19 protein-coding genes and 1 riboswitch are annotated in these 15,243 nt (G+C 47.7%); of the genes, 10 read left to right on the forward strand and 9 right to left on the reverse strand.

Going from position 1 to position 15,243, the window contains the following annotated elements; genetic code table 11:
- Window positions 1–58: 58 nt before the first annotated feature.
- The 4 genes from GVY42_RS03575 to GVY42_RS03590 all read left to right on the forward strand — a co-directional run bounded on the left by GVY42_RS03575 (window position 59) and on the right by GVY42_RS03590 (window position 3,823).
- Window positions 59–724, forward strand: coding sequence for a response regulator transcription factor (locus tag GVY42_RS03575; RefSeq protein WP_159562351.1), 666 nt, complete (start codon window positions 59–61; stop codon window positions 722–724).
- Window positions 721–2,067: a cell wall metabolism sensor histidine kinase WalK gene (locus tag GVY42_RS03580; RefSeq protein WP_159562352.1), complete on the forward strand. Its 1,347-nt coding sequence runs from the start codon at window positions 721–723 to the stop codon at window positions 2,065–2,067. Before GVY42_RS03575 ends, GVY42_RS03580 begins: the two co-directional genes overlap by 4 nt.
- Before the next feature lie 68 nt (window positions 2,068–2,135).
- Window positions 2,136–3,149, forward strand: coding sequence for an ABC transporter permease (locus tag GVY42_RS03585; protein WP_159562353.1), 1,014 nt, complete (start codon window positions 2,136–2,138; stop codon window positions 3,147–3,149).
- Window positions 3,146–3,823: an ABC transporter ATP-binding protein gene (locus tag GVY42_RS03590; protein ID WP_159562354.1), complete on the forward strand. Its 678-nt coding sequence runs from the start codon at window positions 3,146–3,148 to the stop codon at window positions 3,821–3,823. The genes GVY42_RS03585 and GVY42_RS03590 overlap by 4 nt, the downstream gene beginning before the upstream one ends.
- On the opposite strand, the gene GVY42_RS03595 is transcribed toward GVY42_RS03590, so the two are convergent.
- Window positions 3,774–4,181, reverse strand: a complete 408-nt coding sequence (locus GVY42_RS03595; protein WP_159562355.1) for a hypothetical protein — start codon at window positions 4,179–4,181, stop codon at window positions 3,774–3,776. The genes GVY42_RS03590 and GVY42_RS03595 overlap by 50 nt on opposite strands.
- Before the next feature lie 180 nt (window positions 4,182–4,361).
- On the opposite strand from GVY42_RS03595, the gene GVY42_RS03600 reads away from it, so the two are divergent.
- On the forward strand, window positions 4,362–5,285 hold the full coding sequence (locus GVY42_RS03600) for an alpha/beta hydrolase (protein ID WP_159562356.1): 924 nt from the start codon (window positions 4,362–4,364) through the stop codon (window positions 5,283–5,285).
- On the opposite strand, the gene GVY42_RS03605 is transcribed toward GVY42_RS03600, so the two are convergent.
- A complete protein-coding gene (locus GVY42_RS03605; RefSeq protein WP_159562357.1) occupies window positions 5,218–5,913 on the reverse strand; it encodes a CPBP family intramembrane glutamic endopeptidase in 696 nt (231 codons plus the stop codon). The genes GVY42_RS03600 and GVY42_RS03605 overlap by 68 nt on opposite strands.
- Window positions 5,914–5,999: 86 nt before the next feature.
- Here GVY42_RS03605 and GVY42_RS03610 point away from each other — a divergent pair, with 86 nt between their 5' ends.
- Both GVY42_RS03610 and GVY42_RS03615 read left to right on the forward strand, forming a co-directional pair.
- Complete coding sequence (locus GVY42_RS03610) at window positions 6,000–6,683, forward strand: lytic transglycosylase domain-containing protein (RefSeq protein WP_230872907.1); 684 nt, start codon at window positions 6,000–6,002, stop codon at window positions 6,681–6,683.
- A 28-nt stretch (window positions 6,684–6,711) separates the two neighbouring features.
- Complete coding sequence (locus GVY42_RS03615; protein ID WP_012726384.1) at window positions 6,712–7,299, forward strand: DUF1643 domain-containing protein; 588 nt, start codon at window positions 6,712–6,714, stop codon at window positions 7,297–7,299.
- Between the two features lie 9 nt (window positions 7,300–7,308).
- Here GVY42_RS03615 and GVY42_RS03620 read toward each other — a convergent pair whose 3' ends face one another.
- The 7 genes from GVY42_RS03620 to GVY42_RS03650 all read right to left on the reverse strand — a co-directional run bounded on the left by GVY42_RS03620 (window position 7,309) and on the right by GVY42_RS03650 (window position 13,230).
- Window positions 7,309–8,043, reverse strand: coding sequence for an energy-coupling factor transporter transmembrane protein EcfT (locus GVY42_RS03620; RefSeq protein WP_159562359.1), 735 nt, complete (start codon window positions 8,041–8,043; stop codon window positions 7,309–7,311).
- Complete coding sequence (locus GVY42_RS16690) at window positions 8,025–9,395, reverse strand: ABC transporter ATP-binding protein (protein ID WP_305775284.1); 1,371 nt, start codon at window positions 9,393–9,395, stop codon at window positions 8,025–8,027. Before GVY42_RS16690 ends, GVY42_RS03620 begins: the two co-directional genes overlap by 19 nt.
- The gene (locus tag GVY42_RS03630; protein ID WP_159562361.1) at window positions 9,361–9,936 is read right to left on the reverse strand and encodes an ECF transporter S component; all 576 of its coding nucleotides are present in this window, start codon (window positions 9,934–9,936) and stop codon (window positions 9,361–9,363) included. The genes GVY42_RS16690 and GVY42_RS03630 overlap by 35 nt, the downstream gene beginning before the upstream one ends.
- Window positions 9,929–10,519 (reverse strand): YkoF family thiamine/hydroxymethylpyrimidine-binding protein, encoded by a 591-nt coding sequence (locus GVY42_RS03635; RefSeq protein ID WP_159562362.1) that lies wholly within the window; start codon window positions 10,517–10,519, stop codon window positions 9,929–9,931. The genes GVY42_RS03630 and GVY42_RS03635 overlap by 8 nt, the downstream gene beginning before the upstream one ends.
- 82 nt (window positions 10,520–10,601) lie before the next feature.
- Window positions 10,602–10,702, reverse strand: a riboswitch (TPP riboswitch).
- Window positions 10,703–10,761: 59 nt separating this feature from the next.
- Window positions 10,762–11,961, reverse strand: a complete 1,200-nt coding sequence (locus tag GVY42_RS03640) for a GTP-binding protein (protein ID WP_159562363.1) — start codon at window positions 11,959–11,961, stop codon at window positions 10,762–10,764.
- Between the two features lie 108 nt (window positions 11,962–12,069).
- The gene (locus tag GVY42_RS03645; RefSeq protein WP_012726390.1) at window positions 12,070–12,336 is read right to left on the reverse strand and encodes a hypothetical protein; all 267 of its coding nucleotides are present in this window, start codon (window positions 12,334–12,336) and stop codon (window positions 12,070–12,072) included.
- A 12-nt stretch (window positions 12,337–12,348) separates the two neighbouring features.
- Window positions 12,349–13,230, reverse strand: a complete 882-nt coding sequence (locus GVY42_RS03650; protein ID WP_159562364.1) for an SMP-30/gluconolactonase/LRE family protein — start codon at window positions 13,228–13,230, stop codon at window positions 12,349–12,351.
- Between the two features lie 139 nt (window positions 13,231–13,369).
- Between GVY42_RS03650 and GVY42_RS03655 the strand changes: the two genes are divergently transcribed.
- The 3 genes from GVY42_RS03655 to GVY42_RS03665 all read left to right on the forward strand — a co-directional run bounded on the left by GVY42_RS03655 (window position 13,370) and on the right by GVY42_RS03665 (window position 15,218).
- Window positions 13,370–13,978: a bifunctional 2-polyprenyl-6-hydroxyphenol methylase/3-demethylubiquinol 3-O-methyltransferase UbiG gene (locus GVY42_RS03655; RefSeq protein ID WP_306462359.1), complete on the forward strand. Its 609-nt coding sequence runs from the start codon at window positions 13,370–13,372 to the stop codon at window positions 13,976–13,978.
- A gap of 625 nt (window positions 13,979–14,603) precedes the next feature.
- Entirely contained in the window at window positions 14,604–14,903 is a 300-nt protein-coding gene (locus GVY42_RS03660) for a hypothetical protein (RefSeq protein WP_159565545.1), read from the forward strand.
- Window positions 14,904–15,218, forward strand: a complete 315-nt coding sequence (locus GVY42_RS03665; protein ID WP_159562366.1) for a hypothetical protein — start codon at window positions 14,904–14,906, stop codon at window positions 15,216–15,218. It begins immediately after the preceding gene.
- Window positions 15,219–15,243 lie beyond the last annotated feature (25 nt).

Genomic DNA, 15,243 nt, shown 5'->3' on the forward strand with positions numbered 1-15,243 from the left:
GACTCCGCATGGGTCACCTCGTTTCGTGTCGAACCTATTTAGGAAAGGAACGACCGCTATGCGTATACTCATCGTAGAAGACGACCCCTCCATTTTACGCCTTGTGAAAGAAACGTTCGAGGATGCGGGTCATGAGGTGTTGACAGCGACCGACGGGAACACAGGCGAAGAACGTTTCACGATGCAACCAATCGATGCCGCGATTGTCGACATCATGCTCCCAGGGCTTGACGGTCGTGAATTGTGTCGACGACTCAAGGCGACTCTCGATATTCCCGTCATTTTACTAACCGCTCTCGATGAATGGGAGGATAAGCGTCAAGGATTCGTTCATGGGGCAGACGACTATGTGACCAAACCCTTCATCCCTGAGGAGTTACTCTTTCGATTGCAAGCCGTCTCGCGACGTTATCAACGTTCGGCCGCTTCACAAATTCAAGCTGGTCCTCTTCGACTCGATTTAAGAGAATACGAGGTGACGCTTGAGGGTCAGCTGTTCTATCTCCCTAAAAAAGAGTTTGAACTATTATTTCAACTCGCCTCTTTTCCGGGAAGAGTGTATCGTCGTGAGGAGTTAATTGATTTGGTATGGGGATTTGATTTCGAGGGGGATGAGCGAACAGTTGATGTTCATATCAAGCGACTTCGTAATCGGTTCGATCACCCTGCTTTGTCGATTCGAACCGTACGAGGTGTCGGATACTCGCTCGAGGTGAACGGATGAAGACACTCTACACGCGAATCATCGTCACGATGTTCTTGATTTTACTTCTATCCGGAGCCATCTCCCTGTTGATCAGCAATGTGGCTTATTACAAGTGGTGGCAACCTTCCTATAGCGAGAAGACGGAACGGGTCGCCAAAATAGCGGAGTCGTATGTCGAGAACCATACCGATTTAGACTATGATGCCTTCTATACTTTCTTAGCTGCGACCGGATATCAACTGGTCGTCGTGGATGCGACTGACGAACGTCGACGTTTTGGCGGTGCCTTTCGGGATGAGACTATCTCTGACAAGGTGATCCAATCCGTACGGAACGGGTCTCCATATCAGGGAATGCGTGACTTTCCGTTTCATCTCTTCTTGCTCGGATTGTTCGATAACGAACTGACGAACACATATGGATTTACACTTGAAAACGGGGACGTCATCTTTATTCGTCCGGATTTGAGTGCCCAAATCCGCGAGTTACATCTGTTCGTCGGTCTATTTTTCGCACTCGTCACCCTCTTGGCATTTGGCTTGATTGCCATCTCGACAAGGTCCCTGGTCCGCCCGTTACAGACGCTCACGAATGCGACCACATCCGTCGCCATGCGTAAAGCTCCGGAACATCTCCCCGTCGAGCGTCAAGATGAAATCGGAACGTTGGCACGACAATTTCAAAACATGTCAAATGAGATCGATCGTACCGAAGCGAGACAGCGACGATTCGTTTCGAATGTCTCCCATGAATTTCAATCTCCTTTGACCTCCCTAGGTGGCTATGCAGAAAAATTAGCTGACGATACGGAAGGTGAATCAAGAGAATATGCGCGTGTCATCGAACAGGAGACGAAGCGTCTATCCCAATTGACGAAACAACTGCTGCTTTTATCACGATTGGATGAAAATCCCCCGATTCTCGAGACGAACGTGAATGTGCTTCAATCGGTATCCGAAGTCATTCAAACGAACGCTTTCATTCTTGATCAAAAAGGGATCGCCGTCGTTACCGACATCCCACAAGACGTAGTCTTGAAGAGTGACCCGGTTCTACTCGCACAAGTTTGGAACAATGTATTGATGAACGCCGTTCATGCTTCACATGATGGAGGCACAATCCACATCACCTGTACCGTCGACCCAGGTATCGTCATCTCGGTTACGGATGAAGGGGTTGGGATGGACGACGAGACAAAAGAGCACCTGTTCGACCGCTTCTATCGCGGGGACACTGCTCGAACGACTCAAGGGACAGGTCTCGGTCTTGCCATCACCTCAGATATCATCGACCTACATGGCGGAAACATCACAGTCGAGTCAAACCTCGGAACCGGCACCACGGTTCATTTACATTTTTGATGTCGTTCATATTCTGTTCATATTGATTACGTACACTTCCTTCATCAGCACTTGAAGGAGGTTTTTTTATGCAGTTAGGTTGGAAAGAGATGTGGAGACAGAAAAGAAAGTTTTCCATGTTGTTCGTGATCACATTATTGATTGTCATGTTGACGACACTCATCACAGGGCTAGCAGACGGTCTCGCATATGATAACGGTTCTGCCTTGCACGAATTGAATGCTACGACGTATCAACTTGATCCGGACTCAGAAGGTCAATTGACACGATCGTTTATAGACGTCACAGCGGATACTTCAAACGAAACGATGAGCGTCCGACAGCTCACGGTCACGATTGATGGAAAAAAAGAAGAGGTCACGCTATTCGCCCTTCCAAGTGGAAGTAATATTGGCCCAGGTACTTATCTAGAAACAGGTGAAGTCTTGTTTGACCCAAGTCTTTCAGAACAGCTTGGAACAGGTGACACGTTGACCGACTTTGCGTCCGAATATCGTTTTACGATCGCCGGTGAGGCGCCTGGACGCTACAGTCATGGACCGGTGATTTACACGACGAACGAGACGTGGTTCGATTATTTGGATTACTCCGAACAACGTCCATATGTATCGGCTGAGATTGGAACGGAATCCACGATGTCCAATTCGCTCGTCATGAGTCAACAAGATTTGATTGAGTCGGTTCCTGGATATAGTGCCGAGCAAAGCACATTCACGATGATGCGTGCTTTTCTACTCGTTATCGGAACGTTTATTTTGACCGCATTCTTTTATTTGTTTACGCTTCAAAAGTTACCTGAACTCGGAATTCTGAAGGCAATCGGTCTCTCTCCTCGAATCATCGGACGGGCACTGCTCTTTCAGGTCATCGTCATCGTATCTGCCGCAGTCGCCACATCGATCGGGTTCATGTACGTCGTCGATGCGTTGATTCCATCATCGTTACCGTTTCTCGTCGACTTCGGTCATGTCGCGCTATTCGGGTCCATGTTCATTTTCTTATCTGTTCTTGGCGCGTTGTTACCGTTATGGAAACTACGTCAAGTCGACGCAATTGAAATCATAGGAGGAAAAGCATCATGAGGTTAAGCCATGTATCACATCAGTTTGACGGTCAGCTCGTATTGAATGACATCGAGTTACATGTATCGCCAGGGGAATGCGTTGCCATCGTCGGTCCGAGTGGTAGCGGGAAGAGTACATTGTTATACATCCTCGGTCTATTGCGAAAACCAGATCAAGGAGCATTTTTGATGAACGAACGGGACGTATTCGAATTAGATGAGGAACAACGTCGTCTGTTACGTCTACATGAAGTCGGGTTCGTGTTTCAGCAGGCCCACCTGATTCCCTACTTGACGGTGCTCGAGCAACTTGAGCTGATTCAGGAGAAGAGACAGATGGATGCGAAACAACTATTGTCCGACCTCGGCTTAGGACACCGCCTGCATCATCTCCCGTCGACATTGTCGGGAGGTGAAAAGCAACGTGTCGCCGTCGCACGTGCCTTGATCAACTCCCCACAACTCATTTTGGCAGATGAACCGACGGCGAGTCTTGATTATGAGAATGGACGACGTGTGATGGAGTTATTGGCCAAACAAGCGCATGAAGAAGGGAGACGTGTCGTCGTCATCACACATGATGAACGCATGCTCGATGTGTGTGATCGCGTCCTTCGTGTGATTGACGGTACCTTGACCGAGCTCAACAAGGAAGAAGGGCATCACGACCAATTTGATGCAATTGATGAGTGAGCCATCCTCCAAGGCGAATGGCAACAAGGATTGATCCGTTCTCTGAAATGGTCGCCTCTTCGATACTCATCAATCGTTCGATGATATGATTCGATTCGAATCGAATCCCCGAAAGACAGGAGAGTGCGCGAACGATTTCCTCTGGTCGACATTCGACTAGACGCGCAATCTCTTGTACCTCGGTGAGGAGGCTTGTTTGGTTATAAAGAAAATAACGGTCGAGAATAACATCAAATACGAGTCCGATGATTCGTTCATCTCCTTCAATCGTCCACGAGAACGTTACTCCCCGTTCAAGCATCCCCTTTCTGTCGCTCAACACCATTTGTATCATTCGATAGATCTCTGACCTCTCCATATAGATATCCCCACCCTCCTGCTGTTGTCACTCCATCGTATCGTTCAAAATCATGTCTTTCCATGTGCCTTGATTCCTGATATTCACACGATTATGTTCTGTATGCCCTCTCCTTATGTAAGAAAACAGGACCGTATCGATTCGTTTCGGGTACAATAACGTTGAAAGGAGTCGGTATTAATGCAACGAAAATGGAAAATTGGATTGGCATCACTTTTCACAGGCTACTACGCGGTCAGCTACTATGCCTTCAAACGAATGACGCGGGGCAAACGAAAGACTCCGGAGATGTTACTCGCTCCATATACGGACGAAGATCGCAACTTTTATCATGACGTACCGTTCGAGCATGTCTCGATTCAATCTCGTGATGAGTACCGCCTCTACGGGCGTATCTATCGGAATGAGGGGTCAACAAAATGGATTGTGTTCGTACATGGATATACCGCATCACATAGTTTCATGGCCCCTCACCTCGCCATGTTCCACCGTCTTGGCTTTAACCTGCTTGCCGTCGATTTACGTTCACATGGGGAGTCCGAAGGAATTTATGCCTCATATGGTTTCCATGAAAAAGTCGATATGATCGACTGGGTGGACTGGTTGAAGACAGAGGAAACAGTCGATCAAGTCGGGCTTCACGGCGTCTCGATGGGAGCGGCCACCGTCTTGCAGACGACTCCGCTCACGAACGTCGACTTCGTCATCGCAGAATGTCCGTTTGACGATATGAAACAATTGATGCGTTATCAATTGAAAGAGTTACACCATATCCCAGCCGAGCTCATTTTACCGGGAATCGACTATTTCCTTTGGTCTCGTGCCGGGTTCACGATGAGACAAGTCCAACCGAAAAAGGCCGTCACGGAAACGACGACCCCAATCCTATTCGTACATGGTTCAAAAGATGATTTCGTCCCGACGTGGATGTCGGTCGAAATGAATGCATTGAACCGGAAGAACGACTTGGTATTGATTGATGGCGCAGAACATACCGATTGCATGATCAAGGACGCTCCTGCGTATGAGGAGGCGGTCACTCGCTTTTTGCATCGACATGGATTGGACCGGCAATCAAATCAAGTAGCACATGTAACACCATGACCGGCCAAAGGACACCCATCCCTAAATATAGGATACCTAGTCCGAATCCAACGATCCCTGTCGTGAAGACTCCCTTTATCCCTTGATAGGCATGGGCCACACCGAAAAGGGCGCCCCCGATTAAGGCGAGAGTCAAATCCGGGACCTCGATATAGAGGGAGATCGTGTATAGCAGGACTCCTCTGAAAATGAATTCCTCGGTCACGCCTGCAGTGACCGAGACGGCACCCCACGCTTGTTCCTCAGGTTTTGTCCGAGGGAGGAGCAGCTTCTCTAAATCGAGCTCATAGTAAGGGCGTAACACATTTCGGAGACGTGCTGAAGTTTTTACCAACAGATAAAAGACGAGCGCCACGGTGACCAGGATGCATGACAAGTAAAAGACTTGCCAAGCCTGTTCGTTCCCCGCTTCTGGTCCGAACGTTAATCCGACTTCTGATGGCGGTACTTGAAATAAAAAGATGAGGGCAACAATCAACAAGGTCAGCCCCCATGCCGATTTCACGGTTTGTTCGTACACCCATGTCCGTCCTCTCGTTTCAATCAAGGGACGAATCAATTTGGCATTGAAGATTTGAACGATCAGCATGTAGCCGATAATGGCTGTAAAAATCAAACGTTCAAGCATCCATATCCACTCCTGTCCTTCCTCTTAGCTATATGCTACACTATTCGGGTATTGTCTAAAAGCTAGGAGGCGGTATCTTGAAACGTATGATGCTGCGACTGACCGGTTTCATTATTGTGCTCGTGCTTTTGCTCGGGGCAGTCGGCTGGCTCGGTCAACATGATAAAGTGAACAATGGATTGTATCGAACCTATTATGGAGAGAACGGTGTTCCGAACACGCATCTGGCCGTCTATCAAGACGCTGCTGAAACATATGACGTGGACTGGCGCCTACTGGCTGCCGTTCACCGTGTAGAGACCATCTTCTCACACAGTTCGTCGATGCGTTCGTCTGTCGGCGCGATCGGACCTTTTCAATTCATGCCCCGTACTTGGCTCGGTTGGGAATATGATACCGATGACCAAAAAGGCGATGTCCCAGAAGACGAAGTGGATTTGACGGACCTTGCCTTGATTGAACAGTATGGCGGACTCGGTCGCGACGGGAACGGCGATGGAAAAGCTGACCCACACAGTCTAGTTGATTCTGCGCACACGGCGGCGTATTATTTAAGTGAACATGGTGGAAAAAAGACAGATTCAGTCACATCCGTCCGAAACGCTATCTTCGAATACAATCGAAGTGAACAATATGTCAATGATGTCATGACGTACTTCGAGAACTATGAATCAAGCGTGACGTTCATGCCTGATGAGCGTGATACGCTTAGTCAACGAGTTGCTTATTACACGATTCGATATGTCGAGTGGTTTAAATCGCTCGGCTGATGCTTACATGAAAAAGTGAGGAATGGAAATGAACACGCATGTAGAAGAAGTAACCATCCGCGTCAAATCAATCTTCAATGAAGATAAAACGAAACGCTATATGCGAACGTATGAGTTCACCGATGTGGAGGATGGCGTCATCTGTGCCGTCATCATTTACTCGCCGCGGATGAGCGATGCCTTTTTGTCCGGCACGACGACACAGCGTGCTTATATGTTGATGCAAAATCATTTGTCACAACCGATTCGAGAAATGCGGGTCATCAGTCTCGTCCCGACACTCGCCATCAATGACAACCTTCCATACGTGGAGTCTCAACTCGATGAGACGAACTACCATTACGTCGAAGAGACGTTACAAGAGGTAGAAGCAAGCGGCGGGATGATCATCGTCGGTTGGGGGTCTCCAGGTCGCTTGATGCACCACGCGACATCTTACAAATCGCTCTTTGCGGATTATGAAGCGAACATGTATTGCATCGGTACGACAGCAAAAGGCGAGCCACAACAGATTCGAATGGCAAACGAGAATACCGTTCTCGAGGCGTTCAACAACGAATCGGTCAAACCGAAGTTTCGCATCGTGAAAGAAACGAAAAAAGACGACTCTCCGTGAGTCGTCTTTTCATATGCCAATCCAAATGGAAAGACCGAACAGTATGAAGAATATACCGGACCACATGTAATCGGACGGTTTGATGTCAATCCGCTCATAGACGGTCCGTTTTCCACTTGTGAAACCTCTCGCCTCCATGGAGAAGGCGACACGTTCAGCACGTCGGATTGAACCTGCCATCAGTGGAAGAAGTAGTTTCGGGACATGCCGAATCCGCTCCCATTTCGTATCAAGAGGTACACCGCGAAGACGATGCGCGTATTGTAGCTGATGCATTTCCCGTTGCATTAACGGAAGGAAGCGGAACCCGACGAGCGCACTATAGGCAATCGTCGGAGAAAGCCTTGCCTGTTGCATCAAACTCATGACGAAACGTTTCGAATCGGTCGTCAACATAAAGAGGAGCGACAGTACGGTGAATGCCAACACACGTAGACTAAGAGACATGGCGATACGTGCCTCTTCTTTTGAAATGTCTTGACCGAGAAGGGTTACCCACGTCTCTCCCCCCAGCTCCTTCCCAAACACGAGCGTCGTCCAAAACGTCCCGAGTGCCGTGACGAGAAAAGGAATCAAAAACAGGCTCCACTTCTTCCATGAAACGTCCGTCGCCAGTAATTGAATCGTCAACGTACCGACAATGATGACGAGCGGGGTCCACGGGTTATAAAACAAGGCCAGCCCGAACATGATGATCGTCATCGTCCCAAACTTGATCGTCGGATTCATATCATGGAGTGACATCGTTGCCGTCCTCCCGCTAGTCGATAATGACGAAGTCTCTCCGTGTCCCCCCAAAGCTCATCCCCGAATGGTCCTGAGAGTTCCCCATCCTTCATCAAATAGAACGTATGGGCGATATTGGCGAACGATAAGTCATGGGTCACGAACAAGATCGTCTGTCCCTTTGCCGCATGTCGCTTCATCAAAATCTCTAGTGCATGGAGTGACGGCTCATCCTGACCTGCCGTCGGTTCATCGAAGGCAAGCAACTGTTTGTTTGAGAGTAACTGAATCCCGACGGCGAGTCGTCGCTTCTGTCCATGACTGAGTGACAATGGATGGAGGACTCGTTTGTCCTCGAGGGTTAGCTCATCCAATACGACATCAATCGATTCCTCATGACCAAACTGTAGCTCTTGCTCGACCGAGTTCATGAAAAATAAGTGTTCCGGAGATTGGGGGACGAGTCCCACCCGGCGGTCACACTCCGTCAAACTTCGTAAAAACGTCGACTTTCCACTCCCATTTGGTCCCAATATGGCAATCACTTCCCCGATTCTAGCTTGAAGGGTCACCCCTTTTAATCGAAATGAGTCACGCACCACCTCGTCTACCACGTAATGCTCGATTGCTTGTCGTGGCTCAGGCGACGGTTTGAATGAAAAATCATCGACCGGCTGAAACGGTTCGTTCCGTACAATCCGTCCTTGGTCGAGTTCGATGTGCCAATCAAAAAAGTCTCCCCACAAGTGTGCGCGATGTTCGACAACGATGACGTTCACGTTGTCTAAGTGATCGAGCCAGTCGACGAATCGATTCGCGGTCACTGGGTCAAGGTGCGTCAACGGCTCATCGAGAAGCAACCATCCCGGTCGTCCAACCATGGCGCAGGCGACTGCAATCCGTTGTTTCTCCCCGCCTGACAAGGAATCGATGAGACGATTTCGGTAATCGGTCAGTTGGAGTGACTCGAGAATCTCCGTCACACGCTGATCGATTACCTCGACCGGTGTCTGCAAATTTTCGAGTGTGAAGATGAGTTCATCTTCCACCCGTTCCATCACGAACTGCGTGTCCGGGTCTTGAAATACGGTCCCGACCTGCTGATTGATCTCGCCTGGTGCGTATTCGTCGTAAATCCGTCCGAACAGTTCGAGTCTGCCTTCTAGGACTCCATCACAATTCTCTGGATAGAGACGGTTGAACAGCGCGAGTAGGGTCGACTTCCCGCTTCCGCTCGTTCCTGTCAAAATCGTGCGTCCAGGTCGTATGGAAAGTGACACATCTTTTATGATGGTGTCCTGACTTTCGGGGAACCGGAATGAAAGCGATTCTGTCTCAACCATGGACGTTCCCACTCCGAGCGATCGCATAGCCACGAAGTGACCCCGTCTTGAGCAACAGGTCACTGAACAACTTCCCACCGATTCCTGCGATGACCATGCCGCTGACCGCGCGCAGCCCGAACATCGTCGCCACATATCCTGGTTCAAGCATCGCAAATCCGCTCATGAAGTAGGTATACACGAAACTCGTAACGGCCGAGCCAAATCCAGCTAGCATGAGAACCCATAGCTCATATCGACGATAGCCTGTCATCGCAAAGACAGCTTCAGCCCCAAGACCTTGGACGATGCCGACCAAGATGATACGTGGTCCGATCGCATTTCCAATCAACATCTCAATCGTCGCTGCCATCACTTCCGAGATGAAGGCAGCACCCGGCTTCCGAATGATATACGCCGAGATGATCGACACGATGAACCAGATACCGAAGATCCATTCATAGGCGATCGGTCCAATCAACCCTGCCCATAAGTTCCCGATATGAACAAACAATAAGTAGACGACTGCAAAGACGACAGACAATACGGATACGAGGACGACCTCTTTCAATTTCCACGATTTAAGCATGTTGTCCTCCATGTGACGGACTGTTCACACTGAACGTCACCGTCATGACGACGTGTCGATTCTTCTCGCGTGTCCGGTTGAACGCCGACTCGTAATACGAGAACACATCATCCAAGTTCCCATGAATGCCTGACGCGTAGTGCATGGAGTCATTATAGACACCCGCCTGTTTCGCTTGCTCGATTTCATCATAGATGAGATCCATATAGTTCTCTGCACCCATCGGATAGAGCGCGAATTGTGACGAGACATACTGTTCTCTTGAAATTCCATTCAGTGGTTGTGGTGGTGCCTCGAGCACCTCATCCCCTGCCGAATCTCCCGGACATCCGACCGAGAAGGTTCCGCTCATCGAGACATGGCGTCCTTCTTCCGAAGCCAGGCTCAACACGGTCCGTGCGACGTCGAATACGTGCTCGGCACGACCACGGATCACGGTCGATACATCATCCGTATGTCGCCAGACACCCGTCATATTTGTTCCTTTCAATGCCCCTTTGATCGTCCCGATAAAGTCATCTGTCATCGGGCTAAGCGTGAAGCGAAATCCGACAATCGGACTCGTGCCACATGATTCATTCATCTTGTTTCCCCCTCTTTATGTGTTTGCACAAAAAAAGCCGCATTCATGAGAATGCAGCAACAAAATCTATACAAACTTGCATAGAGAAAGTGCCGCACTTCCTCACGCCAGTATTACCTGGATCGAGTTATAAGGGATCGGAGCCATGCTCACATCTCAGCCGAAGCACCCCTAGTGCAGTCATTGATATGCGGTTACTTATGCAGTCACAGTATAGCGATGTTTCGTCAGTTTGTAAACGGTCAATCTGAATAGGTGACGAGTTGGCCATTACCAGGGAGTGGGTCATGGAACGAATCCCATGCCGCTACCATCTCCTCATCCGTCAACAAGCAGGCGTCAAGTGATTGTTCGACCGTCTCCCGGTCCATCCGTTGTCCGATGAGGACCAATTCGTTCTGTCGGTCTCCATACGGCTCGATGTAATCTTCACGCAGTTCAGGTTCTGTTGCGAACATGGCCTCTCGCTCACTCTCCGGAAGGGTCGCTAACCAACGACCCGCATGTTCGAGCGTCGACGCATATCCTGCCTGGGAGAAGAGACAGGCAAGGTCGTTCCGTGACGCGATCCACAAGAAGCCTTTGGCGCGGACGATTTCTTCAGGATAATGCTCCATCCAATTCATCAAGCGCTCAGGGTGGAACGGTCGACGACGTCGATAGACGAAGGAACTGATGCCATACTCCTCCGTTTCCGGCGTATGTTCTTCTGTCTCAAGTTCTTGAATCCATCCCGCCGCATGCATCGCTTGATCGAAATCAAACAACTGCACGTCGAGTAGATCGTCTAACGCTACTTCCGAGTACGTCGAAGTCAATAATCGTGCGCTCGGGTTGAGTGTCTTAAGTAGCCCCCTCATCTCCTGCAGTTCCTCTTCAGTCACCCGGTCCGCCTTGTTCAACACGATGATGTCTGCAAATTCGACTTGGTCGACGAGTAGGTCGACGACTTCACGTACGTCACCTGTATCGACGGCTTGTTGACGTTCCATGAGCGATTCACCAGAATTGAAATCTTTAAAGAAGCGGTACGCATCGACGACAGTGACCATCGCATCGATATAGACACGGCTCGTCAAATCGATTCCGAGCGCATCATCGGCATACGTGAACGTCTGCGCAACGGGAATCGGCTCTGAAATCCCAGAAGACTCGATGATGATGCCATCGAGGTCACGATCGTTTGTCAGATCATAGACCGCTGTCAGCAAATCCTCACGTAGGGTACAACAGATGCACCCGTTCGAGAGTTCGACTAATTTTTCATCGGTACGGGAGAAACCACCCTGTTCAATCAATTTCTCATCGATATTCAACTCACTCATATCGTTTACGATGACCGCATATTTTTTATCTTCCCGGTTATGTAAGATGTGGTTGAGCAGTGTCGTCTTACCGCTACCAAGATAACCCGAGAGTACTGTAATTGGAATTCGTTTCATGATAATCCTCCGTTAAATCGTAATGATTACTTTTTATATATTGAAACGACTTATCTTATTTGTCAACAAAAAAACACGCCATATGGACGTGTTTTGAAAAACATACTCTTATTCTTCCAACGCTTTTCGTTCTGCTTCCGAGCGAGGATAGGCGTTCGCTTGCCACTCCGCCCGATAGATGGAGTCGAGTTGCGTCAACCCGACCTCATCCTCGTCCTTGTCAGAATCAACACTCGGCACCTCGTCCCATTTCGGGTCGAGATAAGAATGATCTTCTTCCCGCGCTCGATTTTCTTGCAACTTTTGAATCCCCATCTTGACCGCTGCCGCAACTGCCAACCCAATACCTGCTCGAACTAACAGTCGTTTCACCATCATCTGTCCTCCTCAACGCCCAAAGCGATAAAGCGGCATCCCTTTCACATCTGTATCCGTGATAAATACTGATCCAGCATCCGGATATTCGGCTAACGCCTCCTCATCCATTCCCTCACGAGCCGTCGTGATGGCCAATCGATTGAGTCCATCCCCGATAAAGGCACATGAGGTGACGTTCGGTGCCGGAACGTGAACTTCTAACAGTTTTTCACCGGTTGATGGATTCCAGCGAGACACTTTACCTCCGGCGTAATGCGCGATCCATAAACACCCTTCCGTATCTGATGTCATACCATCTGGGAAGCCATCCTCGTCTGAGAAATCGATGACGTCCTTTCCATTCGATAACGTGCCCGCCTTCAAATCGAAATCATATTGGCGAATCGTTTCAGTCGGTGTATCGATATGATAAAAAACGGAATGGTCAGGAGACCACGTCAATCCGTTCGAAAGTGTTAGCCCCTCCATGAGTGTCGTTGTCGTGCCATCCCGATCGACACGATACAATGTCGCTTGGTTCTCTTCATCCTCAAGATGTAGCGTTCCGGCAAAGATTCGACCATATGGATCGGCCTTTCCGTCATTGAACCTCAATTGACCGTCCGGATCATCCAACTCGACAATCTTCTTCAAGTCCCGATTGATCTCATCCCATTCATAAATACCGTCCTTCAACCCGAGGACAACGCCATCCGTCACTTTTGGAATGACAAAACCGACTTGTTTCCCCACTTCAAACGACGAAATTTCATCTTCACGTTCGTCATACCACCATAATGTATGTCCTTCGATATCCACCCAATAAAATCGCTTCAGCTCGGCATCCCAACACGGACCTTCACCAAGCGTATTCCGTACACGAATCCACAACGACGCATCTACTTTCTCCATCACTTAGCCTCCACTCTATCCATTAGTTCAGAAATCTATTCCCCTCTCGCATAGGGACTATGCATGAATCCAGAAAATCGTGACGGATTTTGATTGTCGTCCGTTCAGTTTGCTATAGTCAAAGAAAAGCAGAGAGGATGTGAAAGGCTTGTCTAAATGGGATGAACGATTTAGCTCGGAAGATTATGTGTATGGGACAGAGCCAAACGAGTTCTTACGCGAATGGGTCATGTCTCATCAACTTGAAGGAAAGCGAGTGCTGGCTATCGCGGAGGGGGAAGGTCGAAATGCAGTGTGGCTCGCCAAGCTCGGCTTTGAAGTCGAGATGTGGGACGCTTCGAAAGTAGGACTCGAAAAAGCGAAGCGCTTGGCGACTTCACAAAACGTTTCCCTTCAAACGAAACAGATCGACTTGAATGAAGCGGACTGGTCGCAAGATATGTATGACATGGTCATCTGTATCTTTGGCCACTTTCCTCCGCCTGTCAGAGAAAAGGTGTTCGCCGGTATCCAAAAAACGCTTCGCCCTGATGGTTTCTTCCTGACAGAAGTCTACTCTACACATCAACTCGCTTACGGGACAGGCGGACCGAACGACGCCTCCTTACTGTACACCGAAGAAATGTTCCATCAACTCGATGACGATTTCCTCCCTCTCGTCCTAAACGAGACGGTCGTATGGCGAGAAGAAGGCACACTTCATCACGGCGAATCATCTGTGATTCAATATGTCGGGCAAAAGCGGTAAGCGAATGGCCTTTTCGTTTAAACGAGCCCAGTTTTATGGACTGAGTAACTCGAATTCTATACGGCAATCAGATGGCTCCGGTTTTGCTCCGGGGTCATCTCTTTTATATTCCGCTGTTTGTGTTCGTTGCTGAAAACAATTCTGTATAGGAGTGTCACAAAGCAAAGAAGGCTAGTCATTTATCACGTATCCTTCGCAGTCATATAGATGTAAAGTGTTTCCGCATATAGATCTATTACCTTGGGCAAACGACAATGGCGAATATCCGGCGCTCTAATCCGTTCACAATAACTTTTGAAAATTATCTAGTTACAAGAGTTTTTCATTTTATAAATGTATTGGTTCGTTTGTACTTAGTACTTTTAATGTTTTTTTCGACTTTTTAAAAATTTAATAGGAATGAATGCTATCTTTCTTAAACACAAAACAAAGAAAAACACTTATTCTTCATAAATTATTGATTGTTTAATGAAAATGCCATTGAGATAAAGTAGATCATCATTATGGAAAATTGTTGGTGAATATTCATGAGGCTTTTCACAATATTTGGTATTGGTAAAATTACAACTGTAGTGTAAAATTACACTTATCAATAGTACAAGCTGAAAAGAGAAGGGGTATTTCCTTGAAAATTATTAAAACATTTAGTTTTTGGTTTGTGTTAGTCTCTATATTTGTTTGTTATTTGAATTTTACCGACCAGGATGATAAAGGCCTATTATTCTTTTTCTTCGGATTAGATCCAATCCTATATCATATGGTTTACAGTGAAACATTTCGAAGTTTTATATTTGATGAATCAGCTGACGAAATTTTGTGGGGAGGCTATCTTCTTCGAGTGACAATCGGATTGTTTTACGGTCTAACTCTAGATTTTATACTGTATCAGGTAAAAAACAAGAAAAGAAATAAAGGAGGAAAGTGAATGAAGAATCCTTACTTTTTATTGGTTATCAGCCTTTTAACAGCAACAATATTGTGTGTTTTTGGTCAAGGGATCGCCTACTTTTTAAGTGATCACGTTGTTGATACCTATCCGATTTACTATCTTACAGGGTTGACCATCTTAGGATGGATATTATATTTGTTAAGTTTCATCATGTTCTTGATGTTTCGTATAGTTTTTAAGATAAAAGACTCTAACTATATACAGTATCAGGGATTTATCATGATTGGATTTATTTCGGCACCGTTTGCTGTTAGTTGGTCATTCTTTGTCGTTGCCATGTGGTGGGGTTAGGTTTTACTTATGATGAATTATAAAA

The organism is Exiguobacterium sp. 8A (genome assembly GCF_902506275.1).
GTDB lineage: Bacteria > Bacillota > Bacilli > Exiguobacteriales > Exiguobacteriaceae > Exiguobacterium > Exiguobacterium profundum.

Coding starts and splice junctions, on each gene's coding strand:
- GVY42_RS03575 (WP_159562351.1), top strand. CDS start 59: ATGCGTATACTCATCGTAGAAGACGACCCCTCCATTTTACGCCTTGTG.
- GVY42_RS03580 (WP_159562352.1), top strand. CDS start 721: ATGAAGACACTCTACACGCGAATCATCGTCACGATGTTCTTGATTTTA.
- GVY42_RS03585 (WP_159562353.1), top strand. CDS start 2,136: ATGCAGTTAGGTTGGAAAGAGATGTGGAGACAGAAAAGAAAGTTTTCC.
- GVY42_RS03590 (WP_159562354.1), top strand. CDS start 3,146: ATGAGGTTAAGCCATGTATCACATCAGTTTGACGGTCAGCTCGTATTG.
- GVY42_RS03595 (WP_159562355.1), bottom strand. CDS start 4,181: ATGGAGAGGTCAGAGATCTATCGAATGATACAAATGGTGTTGAGCGAC.
- GVY42_RS03600 (WP_159562356.1), top strand. CDS start 4,362: ATGCAACGAAAATGGAAAATTGGATTGGCATCACTTTTCACAGGCTAC.
- GVY42_RS03605 (WP_159562357.1), bottom strand. CDS start 5,913: ATGCTTGAACGTTTGATTTTTACAGCCATTATCGGCTACATGCTGATC.
- GVY42_RS03610 (WP_230872907.1), top strand. CDS start 6,000: ATGATGCTGCGACTGACCGGTTTCATTATTGTGCTCGTGCTTTTGCTC.
- GVY42_RS03615 (WP_012726384.1), top strand. CDS start 6,712: ATGAACACGCATGTAGAAGAAGTAACCATCCGCGTCAAATCAATCTTC.
- GVY42_RS03620 (WP_159562359.1), bottom strand. CDS start 8,043: ATGTCACTCCATGATATGAATCCGACGATCAAGTTTGGGACGATGACG.
- GVY42_RS16690 (WP_305775284.1), bottom strand. CDS start 9,395: ATGCGATCGCTCGGAGTGGGAACGTCCATGGTTGAGACAGAATCGCTT.
- GVY42_RS03630 (WP_159562361.1), bottom strand. CDS start 9,936: ATGCTTAAATCGTGGAAATTGAAAGAGGTCGTCCTCGTATCCGTATTG.
- GVY42_RS03635 (WP_159562362.1), bottom strand. CDS start 10,519: ATGAATGAATCATGTGGCACGAGTCCGATTGTCGGATTTCGCTTCACG.
- GVY42_RS03640 (WP_159562363.1), bottom strand. CDS start 11,961: ATGAAACGAATTCCAATTACAGTACTCTCGGGTTATCTTGGTAGCGGT.
- GVY42_RS03645 (WP_012726390.1), bottom strand. CDS start 12,336: ATGGTGAAACGACTGTTAGTTCGAGCAGGTATTGGGTTGGCAGTTGCG.
- GVY42_RS03650 (WP_159562364.1), bottom strand. CDS start 13,230: ATGGAGAAAGTAGATGCGTCGTTGTGGATTCGTGTACGGAATACGCTT.
- GVY42_RS03665 (WP_159562366.1), top strand. CDS start 14,904: ATGAAGAATCCTTACTTTTTATTGGTTATCAGCCTTTTAACAGCAACA.